Annotated in this window: 20 protein-coding genes; 10 read left to right on the top strand and 10 right to left on the bottom strand. The window is 61.8% G+C overall.

The window, feature by feature from the left end:
* Positions 1-11 precede the first annotated feature (11 nt).
* Together truA and MUY21_RS04065 are read left to right on the top strand one after the other, a co-directional pair.
* Positions 12-785 (top strand): tRNA pseudouridine(38-40) synthase TruA, encoded by a 774-nt coding sequence (gene truA, locus MUY21_RS04060; protein ID WP_248409080.1) that lies wholly within the window; start codon positions 12-14, stop codon positions 783-785.
* Positions 786-903: 118 nt separating this feature from the next.
* On the top strand, positions 904-1776 hold the full coding sequence (locus MUY21_RS04065; RefSeq protein ID WP_248409081.1) for a DUF533 domain-containing protein: 873 nt from the start codon (positions 904-906) through the stop codon (positions 1774-1776).
* Positions 1777-1819: 43 nt separating this feature from the next.
* Here the strand turns inward: MUY21_RS04065 and MUY21_RS04070 are convergent, their stop codons facing one another.
* Complete coding sequence (locus MUY21_RS04070) at positions 1820-3268, bottom strand: pyridoxal-dependent decarboxylase (RefSeq protein WP_248409082.1); 1449 nt, start codon at positions 3266-3268, stop codon at positions 1820-1822.
* 137 nt (positions 3269-3405) lie between these two features.
* Here MUY21_RS04070 and parE point away from each other — a divergent pair, with 137 nt between their 5' ends.
* A complete protein-coding gene (gene parE / locus MUY21_RS04075) occupies positions 3406-5364 on the top strand; it encodes a DNA topoisomerase IV subunit B (protein WP_248409083.1) in 1959 nt (652 codons plus the stop codon).
* Between the two features lie 3 nt (positions 5365-5367).
* Positions 5368-5946 (top strand): hypothetical protein, encoded by a 579-nt coding sequence (locus MUY21_RS04080; protein WP_248409084.1) that lies wholly within the window; start codon positions 5368-5370, stop codon positions 5944-5946.
* Positions 5947-6129: 183 nt separating this feature from the next.
* On the opposite strand, the gene MUY21_RS04085 is transcribed toward MUY21_RS04080, so the two are convergent.
* The 4 genes from MUY21_RS04085 to MUY21_RS04100 all read right to left on the bottom strand — a co-directional run bounded on the left by MUY21_RS04085 (position 6130) and on the right by MUY21_RS04100 (position 9345).
* A complete protein-coding gene (locus tag MUY21_RS04085; protein ID WP_248409085.1) occupies positions 6130-6630 on the bottom strand; it encodes a cytochrome c in 501 nt (166 codons plus the stop codon).
* 5 nt (positions 6631-6635) lie between these two features.
* Entirely contained in the window at positions 6636-7283 is a 648-nt protein-coding gene (locus tag MUY21_RS04090; RefSeq protein ID WP_248409086.1) for a DUF3047 domain-containing protein, read from the bottom strand.
* Between the two features lie 105 nt (positions 7284-7388).
* Positions 7389-8066 (bottom strand): ABC transporter ATP-binding protein, encoded by a 678-nt coding sequence (locus MUY21_RS04095; RefSeq protein WP_248409087.1) that lies wholly within the window; start codon positions 8064-8066, stop codon positions 7389-7391.
* Complete coding sequence (locus MUY21_RS04100; protein WP_248409088.1) at positions 8059-9345, bottom strand: lipoprotein-releasing ABC transporter permease subunit; 1287 nt, start codon at positions 9343-9345, stop codon at positions 8059-8061. The genes MUY21_RS04095 and MUY21_RS04100 overlap by 8 nt, the downstream gene beginning before the upstream one ends.
* Positions 9346-9667: 322 nt before the next feature.
* Here MUY21_RS04100 and MUY21_RS04105 point away from each other — a divergent pair, with 322 nt between their 5' ends.
* The 4 genes from MUY21_RS04105 (at position 9668) to MUY21_RS04120 (ending at position 12384) form a co-directional block, all read left to right on the top strand.
* On the top strand, positions 9668-10171 hold the full coding sequence (locus tag MUY21_RS04105; protein ID WP_191286566.1) for a YbjN domain-containing protein: 504 nt from the start codon (positions 9668-9670) through the stop codon (positions 10169-10171).
* 107 nt (positions 10172-10278) lie between these two features.
* Positions 10279-11103, top strand: a complete 825-nt coding sequence (gene proC / locus MUY21_RS04110; protein ID WP_248409089.1) for a pyrroline-5-carboxylate reductase — start codon at positions 10279-10281, stop codon at positions 11101-11103.
* Entirely contained in the window at positions 11096-11434 is a 339-nt protein-coding gene (locus tag MUY21_RS04115; protein WP_191286568.1) for a tRNA-binding protein, read from the top strand. Before proC ends, MUY21_RS04115 begins: the two co-directional genes overlap by 8 nt.
* Positions 11434-12384 (top strand): D-glycerate dehydrogenase, encoded by a 951-nt coding sequence (locus tag MUY21_RS04120; protein WP_248409090.1) that lies wholly within the window; start codon positions 11434-11436, stop codon positions 12382-12384. Before MUY21_RS04115 ends, MUY21_RS04120 begins: the two co-directional genes overlap by 1 nt.
* Before the next feature lies 1 nt (position 12385).
* Here the strand turns inward: MUY21_RS04120 and MUY21_RS04125 are convergent, their stop codons facing one another.
* Complete coding sequence (locus MUY21_RS04125; protein ID WP_248409091.1) at positions 12386-12979, bottom strand: thymidine kinase; 594 nt, start codon at positions 12977-12979, stop codon at positions 12386-12388.
* Positions 12980-13338: 359 nt separating this feature from the next.
* On the opposite strand from MUY21_RS04125, the gene MUY21_RS04130 reads away from it, so the two are divergent.
* Positions 13339-13797 (top strand): hypothetical protein, encoded by a 459-nt coding sequence (locus MUY21_RS04130; protein WP_191286571.1) that lies wholly within the window; start codon positions 13339-13341, stop codon positions 13795-13797.
* A gap of 4 nt (positions 13798-13801) precedes the next feature.
* Here the strand turns inward: MUY21_RS04130 and MUY21_RS04135 are convergent, their stop codons facing one another.
* Together MUY21_RS04135 and MUY21_RS04140 are read right to left on the bottom strand one after the other, a co-directional pair.
* Complete coding sequence (locus tag MUY21_RS04135; protein ID WP_282568915.1) at positions 13802-14200, bottom strand: diacylglycerol kinase; 399 nt, start codon at positions 14198-14200, stop codon at positions 13802-13804.
* Positions 14152-14520, bottom strand: coding sequence for a YigZ family protein (locus MUY21_RS04140; RefSeq protein WP_248409092.1), 369 nt, complete (start codon positions 14518-14520; stop codon positions 14152-14154). The genes MUY21_RS04135 and MUY21_RS04140 overlap by 49 nt, the downstream gene beginning before the upstream one ends.
* Positions 14521-14593: 73 nt before the next feature.
* Here MUY21_RS04140 and MUY21_RS04145 point away from each other — a divergent pair, with 73 nt between their 5' ends.
* Positions 14594-14836, top strand: a complete 243-nt coding sequence (locus tag MUY21_RS04145; RefSeq protein ID WP_191286574.1) for a hypothetical protein — start codon at positions 14594-14596, stop codon at positions 14834-14836.
* Here the strand turns inward: MUY21_RS04145 and glpK are convergent.
* Positions 14823-16289: a glycerol kinase GlpK gene (gene glpK, locus MUY21_RS04150; RefSeq protein WP_248409093.1), complete on the bottom strand. Its 1467-nt coding sequence runs from the start codon at positions 16287-16289 to the stop codon at positions 14823-14825. The two genes, MUY21_RS04145 and glpK, sit on opposite strands and share 14 nt — an antisense overlap.
* 336 nt (positions 16290-16625) lie before the next feature.
* Complete coding sequence (locus MUY21_RS04155; RefSeq protein ID WP_248409094.1) at positions 16626-17996, bottom strand: glutamate--cysteine ligase; 1371 nt, start codon at positions 17994-17996, stop codon at positions 16626-16628.
* Positions 17997-18016 lie beyond the last annotated feature (20 nt).

An 18016-nucleotide genomic window follows, 5' to 3' on the forward strand; every position in this document is an offset into this window, starting at 1 on the left:
TGCGGAAAGCCATGCCAAGATTTGCACTGAAGATCGAATATCACGGGGCCGGGTTCGCCGGATGGCAGCGCCAGAAGGATCACCCTTCGGTGCAAGGGGCCATCGAAACGGCCCTGGCCAAGCTGCAACCGGGCGATCACACCATCGCGGCGGCGGGGCGCACCGACGCCGGTGTGCACGGGCTTGCGCAGGTGGCACATTGCGACTTGGTCAAGGATTGGGCGCCGTTTCGCCTGTCCGAGGCGCTGAACTATCACCTGAAGGATCAGCGCGTCGCGATCGTTGACTGTGCGCAAGTGACCGATGAGTTCCACGCCCGCTTCTCGGCGACCGAGCGGCGCTATCTGTTTCGGCTGATTTCCCGACGCGCGCCGCTGACGCACGAACGGGGGTTGGCATGGCATATCAAGCACCCGCTTGACGCCGATGCCATGCAGGCCGGGGCGGATCATTTGCTGGGTCGGCATGACTTCACCACCTTCCGGTCGTCAATCTGTCAGGCCGACAGCCCGGTCAAGACACTGGATGAACTGCGGATTGAAGAAATCGAGAATCCGAATGGCGTCGAATACCGCTTTCACGTGCGCGCTCGGTCCTTTCTGCATAACCAGGTGCGCAGCTTCGTCGGCACGCTGGAGCGGGTGGGCGCAGGTGCGTGGGCGCCCGGGGACGTGCGCCGCGCCCTTGATGCGCGCAACCGGGCCGCCTGTGGCCCTGTGTGCCCGCCCGAGGGGTTGTATCTGGCAGGTGTAACCTATCCGGACGATCCGTTCAGCCAGTCGTGAATCGGCAGTTTTTCCCGGCGTGCAGGGTCTTTTGTGACGCTCTTCCCCCATGTTTCCCCTTATCTCAACGATGTTGCGGGCCTAGTCTCAGAACAGATCAGATCTGGGAGGTACGAACATGAGTCTTGTAGGAACGCTGGCCAAAATGGCCCTTGGCGCGGCCATCGCCAAGGGTGTCTCGAGCATGAGCAAAGGCGCGGCCCGACAACGCCCCGCATCCAATCCGGGCAGCGGCAGCATCTTTGGCAGCGATCATTCCCCCGAAGGTGGTCTGGGGGATTTGTTGGAAAACCTGACCGGCGGGTCGGCGCGCACGTCGCAAAGTTCGGGGCAAGGTTCGGGCGGCGGGTTGTCGGATATTCTGGGCGGTCTGGTGAACCCCGGAACCGGGTCACAATCGGGGCGCGGCGCGGCGGGTCCGGGTGGCGACCTGATGGAAATGCTTGGCGGGATGCTGGGCGGCGCACGCGCAGGCGGTGGCACGGCAGGGGGCGGTTTGGGGGGCTTGCTGGAAAGCCTGTCGGGCGGCGGCGAACCTGAACGGGGACCTGCCAGCCCTGCCCCCGGCTCGTTGGGGGACGTGCTGAACGACGCGTTTCAACATGGCGGCGCCCCGCAATCGACCCCGACCAAGGAACAGGAAGATCAGGCTGCCGTTCTGCTGCGGGCCATCGTGCAGGCTGCCAAATGTGACGGACGCATCGACGAACGCGAAAAAGACGCGCTGATGCAGCATCTGGGCGACATCTCTCCGGACGAGGCAGAGGTCGTGAACGACGCCTTCCGCCGTCCGGTCAGCGTGGACGGGCTTGTGCGCGACGTGCCGCGCGGGATGGAGGCACAGGTCTATGCCATGTCGCTGGTCGGCCTGGATCTGGACAGCCAGGCCGAGGCGAAATACCTGCACGAGCTGGGCCAGGCACTGGGCATAGATGCCCGCACCGCCAATGCCATTCACCAGCGGATGGGCGAGCCCGCGCTTTATAGCTGATCACGTTGGACAAAACACGTGACTGCCCCTCTCATCGGGGCAGTCAATCGGCTGTCGGCAACATCCCGCGACGGGCCAGCGCCACCACATCCTGAACCGCTGCGCGAATGTGGTGATCGCGCGTCCGGTGGTTGGTGAAGGCCGCGCGCAGGCAGGTGACCCCGCCCAGTTCGGTGGTCGAAAAGACCGCGCGCTGATCCAGTTGCAGCGTGGTGGCGATCTGGCGGTTCAGGCTCGACTGGTCCTGCTCCGACAGATCAGGGCGTGCCGTGAATACGCAGATATTCGAGACGACCGGCGCCATAAGCGCCATTCCCTGTGCCTCAACCAACTCCCCCAGCAGCGCCGCCTGTTTGCAATTGCGGGTGATTGCCGCGGCAAAGGCCTCTTCCCCGAACATTTCCAGCGCACACCAGACTTTCAGCGCCCGATTGCCGCGCGACAGGTCGATGCCATAATCGCAGAACCAGCGATCCCCACGCGACAGCCCGTCCTTTGACCGTTGCAGATATGGCGGGCGGATGGCGAAGGCGGCGCGGTGGTCGGCCTCGTCCGCGATCAGGGCCAGACCGACGTCGTATCCGACATACATCCATTTGTGAAAATCCAATGCAATGCTGTCTGCCCGCCCGATCCCGTCGGTCAGAGCGGACCACGGATTGCCCGCCAACCGCGTCCACGCCCCGAAGGCACCGTCAACATGCAGCCAGATACCCTGCGTCTGCGCCAGATCAGCAAGCGCGTTCAGGTCATCAAACTGGCCCAGATCGACCGACCCAGCGGTGGCAACGATGGCAAGCGGCAGGATGCCTTTTGCGCGATCCCTGTCGATTGCAGCCCGCAAGGCCTGCACATCCAGCACGCCTTCGCCAGTGGGGATCAGACGCAATGCCTCATGCCCAAGCCCCAACAGTTCGACCGCCTTGCGCGTTGCGTTATGCACCCCGTCCACGGCGTAAACCGTCATCGGGGCCGTGGCACCTTTGGCGCGCAGATCCGGAACGGCGCGCACGCGGGCTGCCTGCAAGCACAGGACCGTTGCCTGCGACGTGCCGGTGACCAGAACCCCACTGGCCGCGTCGCCCATCCCCATCTTGCGCCGCGTCCAGTCGATCACGGCCGCCTCCATCGCGTTTGCACCATGGTGCCGCCCGCCAACATTGGCGTTCATCGCTGCCCCCACCAGCCCGGCCATCAGATCCGACGGCAGCCCGCTGCCCTGCACCCAGCCCCAGAATTGCGGGTGGGTGTTGCCACTGTGATACGGCATGACCTCGTCTGCCAGACGCGCCACCAGATCGCCTCCTTGCCCGATCGCATAGGCCTCCTGCAGCCCGTCAGGCGGGGCTTGCCACGGGTGATCTTCGGCCCCCGCCATTCGGTCAAGGCAACGGTCCAGCAGATCATGCATCTGACCGCGAAAAGCCTGCCAATCGGCTGGCTCCAGCATGTTGCCACGATCACCCCGCCGGCCTTTTGACTGCTCGCCCACCTGCGTTTCCTTTCCCCGGTGCCGGAAAAACCGGCGTTTCTTTCCATCAAGCGGTGCGCCCGGCCTTTTCCCTGTCGGGGCGCTCTGTCATACTATGGCAAACAGCAAAGCAAAGCAGCATGCAGGGCGATACATCCATGAGCAACGACCTATTGGCCAGCCAGGGCCAGGATACCTATGATGCCTCCTCGATCGAGGTGCTGGAAGGTCTTGAACCTGTACGCCAACGCCCGGGCATGTATATCGGCGGCACCGATGAACGCGCGCTGCATCACATGGTGGCCGAGATTCTCGACAACTCGATGGACGAAGCCGTCGCGGGCCACGCCACCCGGATTGAGGTTGAGCTGCACGCGGATTATGCCGTGACAGTCCGCGACAATGGGCGCGGCATTCCGATTGACCCGCACCCCAAGTTCCCGGACAAATCCGCGCTGGAGGTGATCCTGTGCACCCTGCATGCGGGCGGCAAGTTTTCCGGCAAGGCGTACCAAACCTCGGGCGGCCTGCATGGCGTGGGTTCGTCGGTGGTGAACGCCCTGTCGGATACGATGGTCGTGCAGGTCGCCAAGAACAAGGAGCTGTTCGAACAACGGTTTTCGCGCGGCATCCCGCTTGGCCCGGTCGAAAAGATCGGCGCGGCCCCCAACCGGCGCGGCACCGACGTGACGTTTCACGCGGATGAAGAGATTTTCGGCCACCACCGGTTCAAACCGAAACGCCTGTTCACGATGGTGCGCTCCAAGGCCTATCTGTTCTCAGGCGTCGAAATCCGCTGGAAATCGGCCATCGACGATGGCGAAACCCCAACCGAGGCGACGTTCCACTTCCCCGGCGGCCTATCCGATTACCTTAAGGAAACGTTGGGTGGCGCGTCGGTCTATGCCGACCAACCCTTTGCCGGAAAGGTCGAGTTTCGCGAACGCTTCAATGAGCCCGGCTATGTCGAATGGGCGATCAACTGGACGCCGTCGCGCGATGGCTACATCCAGTCCTATTGCAACACCGTGCCGACGCCCGAGGGCGGCACCCATGTCACCGGCTTCTGGGCCGCGATCCTGAAAGGCATCAAGGCGTATGGAGAGCTGGTGGGCAACAAGAAGGGCGCCAACATCACCCGCGATGACCTGATGACGGGCGGCTGCGCGCTGGTGTCGTGTTTCATCGCCGATCCGTCCTTCGTCGGCCAGACCAAGGACCGCCTGTCAACCGAAAACGCCAACAAGATGGTCGAACAATCCGTGCGCGACCATTTTGACAACTGGCTCGCGGCGGACACGAAATCCGCGGGCGCAATCCTTGATTTCCTTGTCCTGCGCGCCGAGGAACGTCTGCGCCGCAAGCAGGAAAAGGAAACCGCCCGCAAGACCGCCACCAAGAAGCTGCGCCTGCCCGGCAAGCTGGTCGATTGCTCTGCCACCAACCGCGAAGGGACCGAACTGTTCATTGTCGAGGGCGACAGCGCCGGCGGCTCGGCCAAGATGGCGCGCGACCGCAAGACGCAGGCGCTTTTGCCCCTGCGCGGCAAGATCCTGAACGTGCTGGGTGCGGCGTCCTCGAAACTGGGCACCAATGCGGAAATCAGCGACCTGACACAGGCGCTGGGGGTCGGGCTGGGCACCAAGTTCAACGTCGATGACCTGCGCTATGACAAGATCATCATCATGACCGACGCGGATGTGGACGGCGCGCATATCGCGTCGCTTCTGATGACGTTCTTCTTCACCCAGATGCGCCCGATGATCGACGCGGGCCACCTCTATCTGGCCTGCCCGCCGCTGTTTCGCCTGACCCAAGGGGCCAAGCGGGTTTACTGCATCGACGAGGCCGAACGCGACGCGTGGCTGGAAAAAGGTCTGGGCGGCAAAGGCAAGATCGACGTCAGCCGCTTCAAGGGTCTGGGCGAGATGGACGCGAAAGACCTGAAAGAAACCACGATGGACCCGGCGTCCCGCAAACTGATCCGCGTCACGATTGACGAAGATGAACCGGGCGAAACGGCAGCCTTGGTTGAGCAGTTGATGGGCAAGAAGCCGGAATTGCGGTTCCAGTATATTCAGGAAAACGCGCGGTTCGTGGAGGAGTTGGATGTTTGAGGGATGATTTGGGAAAGCTCCTACTGGAAAGACCCACTGTTAGAAGCAGCTAATCTGATAGAGGCGTATTCTAGGACGGCAGAACCACCCGAGGCTTTGGCTGGTGCGGCTGAGTATGCCTTGATGACTAGTTTTTTCGCAATACGGAAACTAATCGACGCGAAGACAAAGCTAACCAAAGAGACAGAAGCCCAAGTCGTTTCTATGACAAGACATCGAAGCGTGTTCGCGCCATCTGATCCTGTCAACAAACCAAATTTGATGAACTGGCATGACTTGTATCGATTTTACGATTTCGAAACATCTCACACAGTTGAGAAAGAACTGTACTACGCCTGCAACCAAATAGTGCACTCCTTTATTTTCGCCTTTGTTTGTTCAGATGATGGGAAACCGGAGGGCATATTGTTCTCATCTGACAAGGACAAGGATAAGTTTGTTAACTATATGGAGCTTGACTTGATCGTTCGGGTGTTTCGTCGTGTGGGCAACGACCAAATAACAGAACTTACTATGTCGCGCGATTTGGATCCCAACAAAAAGCAATCTACGGGCGATTGGACTATTCGGAAATCAGTTTGAGTTTTTTAACTTAGTGAAAGGGCAGCGCCCGACCCTGGGTGGGCGCCCAATACCCTCTCGTGAGCCACCCGCTCACCACCACCGCACCCGTTCGGCATGAAGCCACGTCGCAAAAGCGCCCTCCCGTGGGGAGGGTCGGGCGCTGCCCGGTCTATCGACCGTGCAAAACGGTAGCGTCAGCTTCTACCCCTGCACACTCTCCAAATACTCCGCCAGCCGCACCAAGGCCCCCGGCGTCGGGGTCTGGACGCCTTTTTCGTCCACCCAGACCTCCATTTCGCTTTCCAGATAGGCGCCGAATTCGGGCATCGGGCCACGGTGGCTGCCTTGGGCGTAGCCGTCGATGGTCGACATGACATAGCGCGCGGGGAATTTGCCGCCGTGGCGGGCGGTCAGGGTGGTCAGGTCGGGGGCCCCCGCCATTGCGCCGCCCTTGGCATCGTCCCCGTGGCAGGAGGCGCAGTTTTCCGCAAAAATCTGCGCGCCGGTTTCGTCCGTCACGTCAACCTTATCGGTGTTTGCGGTGAACAGCCCCTCCGGCTCGCAGGCGGCAAGCGTCAGGGTTAGGGCAGGGATGATCAGGGCGGTGCGCAGCATGGAACCTCGCAGCTTTTCAAAGGGGTTACGCAACACTATCACGCCCTCCGGCAGGTTCAACCGGAACAGGAAGCCAAGCCGCTGCATTCCGCCTATTTCAGCACAAGATCCGTGATCTGCCCGCGTGCGATAGTGTCTGTGTCGTCGCTGTCGGACGACACGGCCAGCGCGACCAGCGCACCGGGATCGGTGCCGAAAGCGCGGCGATAGTCGGCGGCCAGATCGACGTTTTCGGCGTGCCCACCCGTGCCGGATGGCCGCAGCACCACGGTTTTGCCACGCGCGCCCAGATATGGCGACGGCAACACCGCCCCGCGCCCGTGATCGCCGCCCCAGACATAGACCAGCACCCGCCCCTCGGGATTTTTCAACAGGCGGCGTAGGTTGCGCGTGCCCTTCACGCGCTGCGCCTCGGCTTCGGGAAGAAAGGCGAAATAAAGCGCAAGGTTGCGGTCATCCCCGCCCTTCTGGCGCAGATCGGTTGCGGGTACGGTGTTGTCGACGGACCAGCGCCATTGCGCCGCCTTGGTGTCCCAATACTGTTGGTCCAGCAACTTGTAGGTGATCGACACGGCGCCATTGGCCTGAACGCTCAGCGCCTTGTTGGAATAGGTGAAATCCACATCGGCAAACCGGGCAAACCAGTGTTGCCGCCAGTCGCCAAACCCGACCGGCCCGGCGGTCGCCGCCTGCACACATAGCAGGGCTGCGAAAAGCGTGGTGATCGTCAGAAGACGCATGAGGCACTCCGATCCTCTGGTGACAAGAGAGGAGTTTGCCAGAAGGGTTGCGTGGCGCAATGGCTCTGTGTGACGCGTCACGCGAATGTCAGGGATCGCGAGCGGTCAGACGATCACGCCTGCATCCAGCCGCAGGGTCCGATCCATCCGTGCGGCAAGCTCAAGGTTGTGGGTGGCGATCAGGGCCGACAACCCGGTGTCGCGCACAAGCTCCATCAACGCGTTGAACACCGTATCTGCCGTGTCGGGGTCAAGGTTGCCGGTGGGTTCATCCGCCAGCAAAAGCGCGGGGCGGTTCGCCAGCGCGCGGCAGAAGGCGACGCGTTGCTGTTCGCCGCCTGACAGTTCTGCGGGCCGGTGGGTGGCGCGGGTGTCGACACCCACGCGCGCCATCAACTCCATCGCATGATCGCGGGCGGCTTTGTCGCCCACGCCATTGGCCAGTTGCGGCAGGACGATGTTTTCCAGGGCGGTGAACTCCGGCAACAGGTGGTGGAACTGATAGATGAACCCGACCTGATTGCGACGCGCAGCGGTGCGTCTGCGGTCCGACAGCGCCCCCATATCCTGCCCGTTGATCGCCACCTGCCCTGCATCGGCAGTGTCCAGCAGACCCGCGATATGCAGAAGCGTCGATTTGCCCGAGCCAGAGGGCGCGACCAGCGCGACCACCTCGCCGCGCGCGATCTGAAGGTCAGCCCCACGCAGCACGCGGATTTCGCCGGGCGTGCCTTCGTTATAGGTCTTTTCGATGCCTGACAGGTGCAGAACGGGATTACTCATAGCGCAGCGCCTCGACCGGGTTCATCCGGGCCGCTTTGCGTGCCGGAAACAGGGTGACAAGAAAGGACAGGGTCAGCGACAGGCCCACTGCGGACGCCACATCCCAGAACTCCAGCTTCGCGGGCAGGCGATAGATGCCGCGGATTGACGGATCCCACACCCCGCCCCCGGCAATGTAATTCACAGCCGAAAAGATCGCGTCGATGTTGATCGCAAAAAGGCACCCAAGGATGACCCCCGCGATGGTGCCGACGATCCCCGTCAGCGACCCACACAGGAAAAACACCCTCAGGATCGACCCTTCGGTCAGGCCCATGGTGCGCAGAATGCCGATGTCCCGCCCCTTGTTCTTCACCAGCATGATCAGGCCCGAGGTGATGTTCATCGACGCGATCAGAACCAGCACCGACAGGATGATGAACATGACATTGTCCTCCATATCCAGCGCGCGCAAAAACGCACCAGAGCGGTCGCGCCACGTCCAATAGGAGGACGGTTCTTCCGTTGCTGTCAGAATATCCTCGATCAACCGGTCCACGCGTTCGGGGTCTTCGACAATCACCTCGATCTGATCGGCGGCCCCTTCGCGGTTGAAGAAACTCTGCGCCTCGGCAAAAGGCAGATAGACGCGGGTGCGGTCAATGTCCCAGCGCCCGGCGGTGAAAATATAGGTCACGTCATAGGCATTCACCCGCGGGCTGGTGCCAAAAGCGGTCTTCACTCCGTTGGGCGAGATGATCTTGATCTTGTCCCCCAGCCCGATGCCAAGCTCGGCCGCCACGCCCGATCCGATGGCAATGCCTTGCTCAAACGCTGTGATGTCACCGACAAAACTTTCGGGCTTGGCCACGCGCGGGATGGCGAGCAAATCCTCATAGGAGATGCCGAACACCTCGACCCCTGCGTTATTCTGACCGGCATTCGCCATCACCTGCCCTTTGATCAGGGGCGCGGCGCGTATCACGCCGGGCACTTGGGCGATGCGGTCTGCCCAGCCATCGAAATCGGTGATCGTCCGTTCAACCTGCCCGTTCTCGTTCACATAGCTTTGGGCGAACACCTCGACATGGGCATTGGCCCCAAGGATCGTGTCGACAAACTCGTCACGAAACCCGGTGCGCACCGCCAGTGTGATGATCAGGGCGGCGACCGCCAGCGTGATGCCGATCAGGCTGATCCAGGTCATCGTGCTGACGCCCCCATCGGCGCGGCGCGCCCGCAGGTATCGCCAGGCGATCTGCCACTCGAACCGTGAAAACGGGGCTGTGTGTTTGGACACCTGTGACTCCTGACCTCTGATCTTTCGCGGCAAGTTGGGGGTTCCGGGGGGCAACGTCAAGCAGAGGGCGGCGCGCAGGCTTTCTTCCGCGCGACCAGCCCGACCCAATTAACCTGTGGAGAAACAATCGTTTTCTGTGGACAACTGCTTCACAGGCGAAAGTTTGTCTTTACAGGCGTAAGGCGACCTGACACCATATCTAGTAAGGGCAAGGCGCGCAGAACGCCGAACCTAGTACAGGCATCAAGCTTTAGTGGCTGCATGTGGCGCCAATCCGACCACCTGCCCCTGCCGCAAAGCCAACAAAGGGAAGGACAAGAAAATGTCCGCCACCGAGCAGTTCATCGAAAGCGACGATCTTCACCCGATCGACATTGTCGAAAGCATCGCCGAACATCACGCGTGGGAGTTCGACCGCGTGGCGGACGACCAGATCGCGATGGCGGTCGAAGGACAATGGCGCACCTATTCGATCACGCTGGCCTGGTCGCCCTATGACGAAACCCTGCGTCTGATCTGCACGTTCGAGATGGAGCCGCCGGAACACAGCCTGCCCCGGCTTTATGATGCGCTGAACCGCACCAACGACATGTGCTGGACCGGGGCCTTCACCTACTGGCACGAACAACGGCTGATGGTCTATCGCTATGGCCTTGCGTTGAACGGGGGGCAAACTGCCAGTCCGCAGCAGATCGACCAGCTGATTTCAAGCGCGGTGGCGACCTCGGAACGCTTCTATCCCGCCTTCCAACTGGTGTGCTGGGCGGATCGCAGCGTGGACGACGCGCTGCAGGTCGCCATTGCCGAGGCTTATGGCCGGGCCTGATCCGGCCATATGACACGTTCTGAAAGGCTCGGCTTCGGTCGGGCTTTTTCGCTGGCCCGTTGCCCGATCCGCGCGCTATCCATGGCGGCAACAAAGGAGGACCCGACATGAGCGACGGACACATGAACGAGCTTGAGGCGCGCGGCCTCGTGCTTCTGGGCTGTGGCAAGATGGGATCGGCGATGCTGGAAGGCTGGCTGGCGCAGGGGTTGTCCCCGACATCGGTCTGGGTGAATGATCCCTACCCATCCGATTGGCTGTCGGAAACAGGCGTTCAACTGAACACAACACTTCCCGACGCCCCGGCCATCGTTCTGGTGGCGGTAAAGCCGCAGATGATGGCCGATGCGCTGCCGACGCTGGCCGAATACGGCAACGGCGACACGCTGTTTCTGTCGGTCGCAGCGGGCACCGCGATTGCGACCTACGAAGCTATGCTGGGCGATCAGACCCCAATTGTTCGCGCCATGCCCAACACCCCCGCGGCCATCGCGCGCGGCATCACGGCAATCTGCGGCAATCGCCACGCCACAGCGGCACATCTGAACATGGCCGAGACGCTTCTGTCGGCCGTCGGGCAGGTAGTGCGGCTGGACGGGGAACACCAGATGGACGCGGTCACGGGTGTGTCCGGTTCCGGCCCGGCCTATGTCTTTCACCTGATCGAAACGCTGGCCGCAGCCGGTGTGGCGCAGGGGCTGTCGCCCGATCTTGCCATGCAGCTTGCCAAGGCGACCGTGGCGGGCGCGGGCGCGCTGGCGATGCAGGCGGATGATGACCCCGCACAGTTGCGGGTCAACGTGACCAGCCCCGGCGGCACGACCGCCGCCGCGCTTGAGGTGTTGATGGATGAAAAAGACGGCTTCCCCGCCCTTCTGAACCGCGCCGTCGCCGCCGCGGTCAACCGTTCAAAGGAGCTTGCCAATGGGTGATCTGAGTTTCGATGATTTCCTGAAAGTGGACATTCGCAAAGGCACCATCACGCGCGCCGAACCGTTCCCCGAGGCACGCAAGCCCGCCATCAAGCTGTGGGTCGATTTCGGGCCGGAGTTGGGCGAAAAGAAAAGCTCGGCCCAGATCACGGCGCATTACGCGCCGGAAACGCTGGTGGGGAAAGAGGTTCTGGCCGTCGTCAACTTCCCCCCCCGCCAGATCGGCCCGGTGATGAGCGAGGTTCTGGTGCTGGGCCTGCCTGACGAGAACGAGGATATCGTGCTGCTGACCCCCGACAAAACCGTGCCCAATGGCGCAAGGATGTACTGATGCGGCTTTTCATTTCGCGCCCCCTGCCCGACACCGTGATTGATCGTGCCCGTGCGGGGTTCGACGTGACTCTGCGCACCGACACCACATCCATGTCGCAGGACGAGATGGTGACAAGCCTGCGCGACTTCGATCTGGTGTTGCCGACGCTAGGGGATTTTTATTCCGCAGATGTGTTTACGGCCGCAGGCGACATCCGCGCCAAACTGTTGGCCAATTTCGGCGTGGGCTACAATCATATCGACGTGGACGCCGCCCGTGCGCATGGCATCGCAGTCTCAAACACGCCCGGCGCCGTCACAGATGCCACCGCCGACACCGCCATGACCCTGATCCTGATGACCGCCCGGCGTGCTGGCGAAGGCGAACGGATGGTGCGTGCAGGCCGATGGAAGGGGTGGCACCCGACGCAGATGCTGGGCTTGCACGTCACAGGCAAGACCGTGGGCATCATCGGCATGGGCCGGATCGGCGAAGCCATCGCCGCCCGTTGTCACCATGGCTTCGGGATGGATGTGGTGTTTTTCAACCGCTCGCCCAAATCCCCGCCCTTCCCGGCGCAACAGATGGACAGCATTCAGGACGTGGCCCGCGCCTGCGATATACTGGTGATCGCGGTCCCCGGCGGCGCAGATACCCGGCACCTGATCGGCGCAGACACCTTCGCTGCGATGCAGTCCCACGCCATCTTCGTGAACATCGCGCGCGGTGAAATCGTGGACGAAGCCGCGCTGATCGCGGCGCTTGATACGGGCCAAATCGCGGGTGCGGGGCTGGATGTGTACGAGTTTGAACCCAAAGTGCCGGACGCCCTTGTCGCCCGTGAAAACGTGACGTTGCTGCCCCATCTGGGCACCGCCACGCTTGAGGTGCGCACCGCGATGGGCATGTTGGCAATGGACAATCTGGAAGCCTTCGCCGCAGGCAAACCGCTGATCAGCCCGGTCTGACCTAAGCCTCGTTCACGGGATCACCCACCGCCTCGCGCCAGTGTCGCCGACACAGCGAAACATAGCTTTCGTTCCCGCCGATCTGCACCTGATCGCCTGCGGTCATCACGTTGCCTTCCCCGTCTTGGCGCACAACCATCGTGGCCTTCTTGCCGCAATGGCAAATCGTGCGCACCTCGCGCATTTCATCGGCCAGTGCCAGAAGCGCGGCCGAACCGGGAAACAGGTTGCCCTGAAAATCGACGCGCAGACCATAGCACATGACCGGAACGCCAAGGTCATCGACCACACGCGCCAGTTGCCAAACCTGATCGGGTTCCAGAAACTGCGCCTCGTCGATGAATACGCAGGCACATGGCCCCGCTTGTAACCGCGCGCCGATCTTCTGAAACAGGTCTTCACCCGCCGTGAATGTATCGGCCTCGGACCCGATGCCGATACGGCTGCCGATGCGCGCTTCGCCCGCCCTGTTGTCCAACTGTGCGGTGATCAGATAGGTCTGCATGCCGCGTTCGCCATAGTTATGGCTGGCCTGCAGAAGCAGGGTCGATTTGCCTGCGTTCATCGTCGAATACTGAAAATAGAGTTTTGCCATGCACCGGAATTACGCGGCGGCGGCCCTGCAATCAAGACCAACCGTCACTCCGCGTCGCGGCGAAAAGGGGGCCGCAGGGACGAATTCGTTACCGAGGTCTGCGGGTCGAAACCCTGGGGATGGAACGGACCTCAAACTCACTACGGCTTCCCTGCAGGCACTGATCCGATCAACCGACCGAACCCCCGTCATAACACACATGACGGCCCTTCCCGCGCGCTGGCGCGACTTGCGCCAAGCACTCGATAAACTCACCAACTTGCCACGGTTCAATAAAGCCATTCCATTGCGCGCAGATTAATGGGAAAAGAAATGCGGTTTTCCCCGCAAGTTAATGCGGACGCGACGAGGTGACGAACATGGACAGTATTGGCAGCTATCTGAAAAAGCACACCGAGGCTCTGGTCAAGGATGTCGGGCTTGAGGCCGCCTGCGAGCTTACCGGCAAATCGAAAGCCACGCTGGGACGGTATTATTCAGACAGCGACGAACACGCAGATCGCTTCATGCCCGTCGACGCAGTGGCCCTGCTGGAAGAGGCCGCCCGCTATCCACACGTTACCGGCGCGCTGGCCGAGCTGCGCGGGATCACCATGTCTTATGATGCCGAGCGCAAGAACACCCAGGGTGGGGGCGTCAATTCAGACGTGATCGCCCTGTCGCAGCGGTTTGCGATGCTGATGGGTGAATATCAGCAATCCATCGAAGACGGCGTGATCACCATCAACGAAGCCAAGCGCCTGTTGCGCGAAACACTGGCACTTCAGCACGTGCTGATCGACATGAAGCTTCATCTGGAAGCGGAAAGCGGCAGCTAGGGCGTCAGCCCAGCAGGATCGCCAACCACGCCACAGCGCCCGCCATCGCGGTCAGTACAACAAAGGCGCTGGCGGCATCTTTGGCCTGCGCGGCCAGGGGGTGCGTTTCCGTCGTGATCAGATCGACAGTCCGTTCAATGGCCGTGTTGATCAGTTCGGACGCGACGACCAGCAACGACAGCGCCAGCAGCAAGGCGCGCTCGGCCCCCGTCAGATCAAGCCACAGCGCAAGCCCGCAGGACAGCAGGCAAACGACGCTCCACTGCCGCACCGATTTTTCCGATTTCCAGGCCATGCGCAATCCGGCCCACGACCAATTCCACCTTTGCCACCAGCGTTTTAGTTCAGATTTGATCAATCCTGCGCCTCCGGTCGCGTGTTGGCAAGGTAATGGTCCACGCAATCCTGCACCCGGCGAAAGCGGTCACCACCCAGCTTGGTGCCACCAAACCAGCGCGTGACCACGATGATATGCCCATGCAACCCCTCGCGTTCCAGCATCCGCAGTATGACCAGACCCGCCCCGGCCTCTCCATCGTCGCCCTTGACCGGGCCTTCGTCGGGCAGGATCGCCGCCCAGGTGTTGTGCGTGGCCTTGGCAAAGCGCTTGTCACGGGTCAGCTCTTTCAAAAAGGACTTTACGTCACCGCGCGACGCCACCGGCCCGCCCGACACGGCATATTTCGATCCCCGGTCCGTCAGAAATCCGCTGAATTGCTGCACTTGCTGCCCCCTGATTTGCCCCGCAGCCAAACGTGGCGCTGGCCTTTGGCGTCTGAACGCGTAAACTCGACCCATGTTTACCATTGAGCACGAATTTGATGCCACTGTCGTCACCCTTGTGGACGAAGGTAGCGAGCATTTGAACGAAGATGTCACGATCAACGCCTTTGACGACTGTGTCACGCTGGAACAATGGGATTCGCGCACGGACCTGGTGCACCGGATCACGCTGTCGCTGGCGCAACTCAGGGATCTGACCGCCGCGCTGAACCTGCCCGAGGGGATTTACCGCTCGACCCAGGTTAAGGACGGCTGAGCGTCCGCCCCACCGCATCCTGCCACGCTGCATAGCGCCGGTCGCGGGTTGCTGCGTCCATCCCGACTTCGAACCGTTTGTCCAATGCCCAGCGCTTGGCGAACCCGTTCTGGTCGGGATAGATTCCCGCCTGCATACCCGCCAGCCACGCTGCGCCCAGCGCAGTGGTTTCCAGAACGGTCGGGCGATCAACCGGCGCCCCTGTGATGTCGGCCAGGAACTGCATGGTCCAATCCGATGCCGCCATACCACCATCGACGCGCAATACCGTTTTCGCCTGCGCACCCATATCCGCCTGCATCGCATCCAGCAGGTCACGGGTCTGGAACCCGACGCTTTCAAGGGCGGCGCGGGCAAACTCTTTCGGGCCGGACCCGCGCGTCAGGCCGAACACCGCCCCACGACAGTCCGCATCCCAATAGGGCGCACCCAGGCCTGTGAAAGCCGGGACCAGTATGACCTCCTGTTCTGGGTCGGCGCTGGCGGCCAACTCGCCCGTTTGGGCTGCATCGCTGATGAGCCCCAACCCGTCGCGCAGCCACTGCACGGCCGCGCCCGCAATGAAGATCGAGCCTTCCAACGCATAGGTCGTCTTGCCGCCCAACTGATAGGCAATCGTGGTCAGCAATCGGTTGGATGAGGCAACAGGTTCATCCCCGGTGTTCAAAAGCGCAAAGCAGCCGGTGCCATAGGTCGATTTCATCATGCCGGGCGTGAAACACGCCTGCCCGATGGTGGCCGCCTGCTGATCGCCTGCCACGCCCATGATCGGGACTTGCCCCCCCAGAAGGTCGGTGGTGCCGTAATCCGCGGCGCAATCCAGAACCTCGGGCAGCAAGGACATGGGGATGTTCAAAAGGTCGCAGATATCTTCATCCCAAGCGCCGGACTTGATGTCGTATAGCATCGTGCGCGCGGCATTGGTCGCGTCCGTGACATGGCGCGCGCCACCGGTCAATCGCCAGATCAGGAACGTATCGACCGTGCCGAAGGCAAGCTCGCCCGCTTCGGCACGGGCACGCGCGCCATCCATGTTGTCCAGTATCCAGGCCAGTTTCGTGGCCGAGAAATAGGGATCCAGCAACAACCCCGTGCGTTCGGTCACAAGCGCCTCATGCCCATCTGCCTTCAGCCTGGCGCAGATCTCGGCCGTGCGTCGGTCCTGCCAGACAATCGCATTGCAAACCGGTTTTCCGGTGGCTCGATCCCAGACCAGCGTCGTCTCGCGCTGGTTTGTGATGCCAATGGCCGCAACCTCTACCTCGCCTGCGGCGTCGCGACAGGTGTCACGCACGGTCTGCCAAATCTCTTCGGGGTCATGCTCGACCCAGCCCGATGCGGGATAATGCTGTCGAAATTCCTGCTGCGCACTGCGCACTGGCTGCATGTCACGATCAAACAGAATTGCCCGCGACGAGGTTGTTCCCTGATCAATGGCCAGGATATGTGTCATTTCGCCCTCCCGTCACATCTGATGAGAATCGCTAGCACTCCACATAGCCCCTGTCACGTCCCATTGTCCCCCGAGTGATTTAACGCCTATGTCAGGCAAGCGGCAATGTGAGGAGCCTCCGGCGGGGATACTTGAAACAAGAAAAAGAGAGGGGGTCGCCCTCTCTTTCAAGCTTGCGCTTTTCCTTGTGCGGTCATCGGCGTCCCCGCCTGTACCGCCCCTTGAGCATAGTGCGCGAGGGTTAACAAACCGTTGCGCCTTTTCTTGTTTCAAATATCCCGGGGGAGGCCGGCGCTCCAACGGAGCGTCGGGCGGGGGCAGCGCCCCCTTCTGCGATCAGTAGCTATACTCGGCATAGATCCGGCTCAGATCGCCATTCCATTCAACGTCATACTTCGCCAGCAGCTCACAGGCGGGCGAGCGGCCTTCCTCGACGCTTTCCTGAAGGGCGTTCAGGAAGTGGGTCTCATCCGGCACCAGCCCTGCGTTTCCAGCGCGGGCGCGAGCTTTCAGGCCAGCTTCGGCGATTTTGACCGCTTCACGCGCGAGGTCCAGCAGTTTCACGCCGCCAGCCTCGCCCTGCAGGCCTTTGACCGAGGCGGCGACCCGAAGCCCTTCGCGGGTGTCCGCGTCAAGGTTTTTCACCAGATCCCATGCCGCATCAAGGCTGCTCTTGTCATACATCAAACCGACCCAGAACGCAGGCAGGGCGCACAGGCGGCGCCACGGGCCACCATCGGCGCCGCGCATCTCCATATATTGCTTGATGCGGGCCTCGGGGAAGATGGTGGTCAGATGGTCGGCCCAATCGGACAGCGTCGGCGTCTCGCCGGGCAGCGCGGGCAGTTTTCCTTGCATGAAGTCACGGAACGACTGGCCCAGCGCGTCGATGTATTCGCCGTCGCGATAGACGAAATACATCGGCACATCGAGGGCGTATTGCACGTAACGCTCAAACCCCATGCCGTCCTCGAACACGAACGGCAGCATCCCGGTGCGCGCCGGGTCCAGGTCGCGCCAGATGCGCGAGCGCCAGGATTTGTGGCCATTGGGTTTGCCTTCGAAGAAAGGCGAATTGGCAAACAGCGCCGTGGCGACGGGTTGCAAGGCGAGCGCCACACGGAATTTCTGCACCATGTCGGCCTCGTCCGCGAAGTCGAGGTTCACCTGAACCGTGCAGGTCCGATACATCATCTGTTTGCCGTGTGTGCCGACCTTGTCCATATAGTCGGTCATCAGTTTGTAACGCCCCTTGGGCATCACTGGCATCTGGTCATGCGTCCATTCTGGCGCCGCGCCCAACCCGATGAAGCGTGCACCGATCCCATCGGCGACCTCTTTCACTTCGCGCAGGTGTTCGTTCACTTCGTCACAGGTCTGGTGGATGCTGTCCAAGGGCGCGCCGGACAGTTCGAACTGCCCACCCGGCTCAAGGCTGATGTTGGCCCCGTCGCGTTCAAGGCCGATCAGATTGCCCGCCTCGCGCACTTCGGTCCAGTTGAAGCGGTCGCGCAGCCCTTCCAGCATCGCCAGAATGGACCGCGGCCCTTCATAGGGCAGCGGGTTCAGGGTGTCTTGACAATAGCCGAACTTCTCATGCTCGGTCCCGATCTTCCACGCATCACGCGGTTTGCAACCGTCTTCCAGAAATTGGGCCAGTTGATCTTGGTGGGTGATCGGTCCGCCGCCGGACTGAGGGATGGACATGGGCGTCTCCTGCGTGTGTG

The sequence above is a fragment of the Aliiroseovarius sp. S2029 genome (assembly GCF_023195575.1).
Lineage (GTDB): Bacteria > Pseudomonadota > Alphaproteobacteria > Rhodobacterales > Rhodobacteraceae > Aliiroseovarius > Aliiroseovarius zhejiangensis.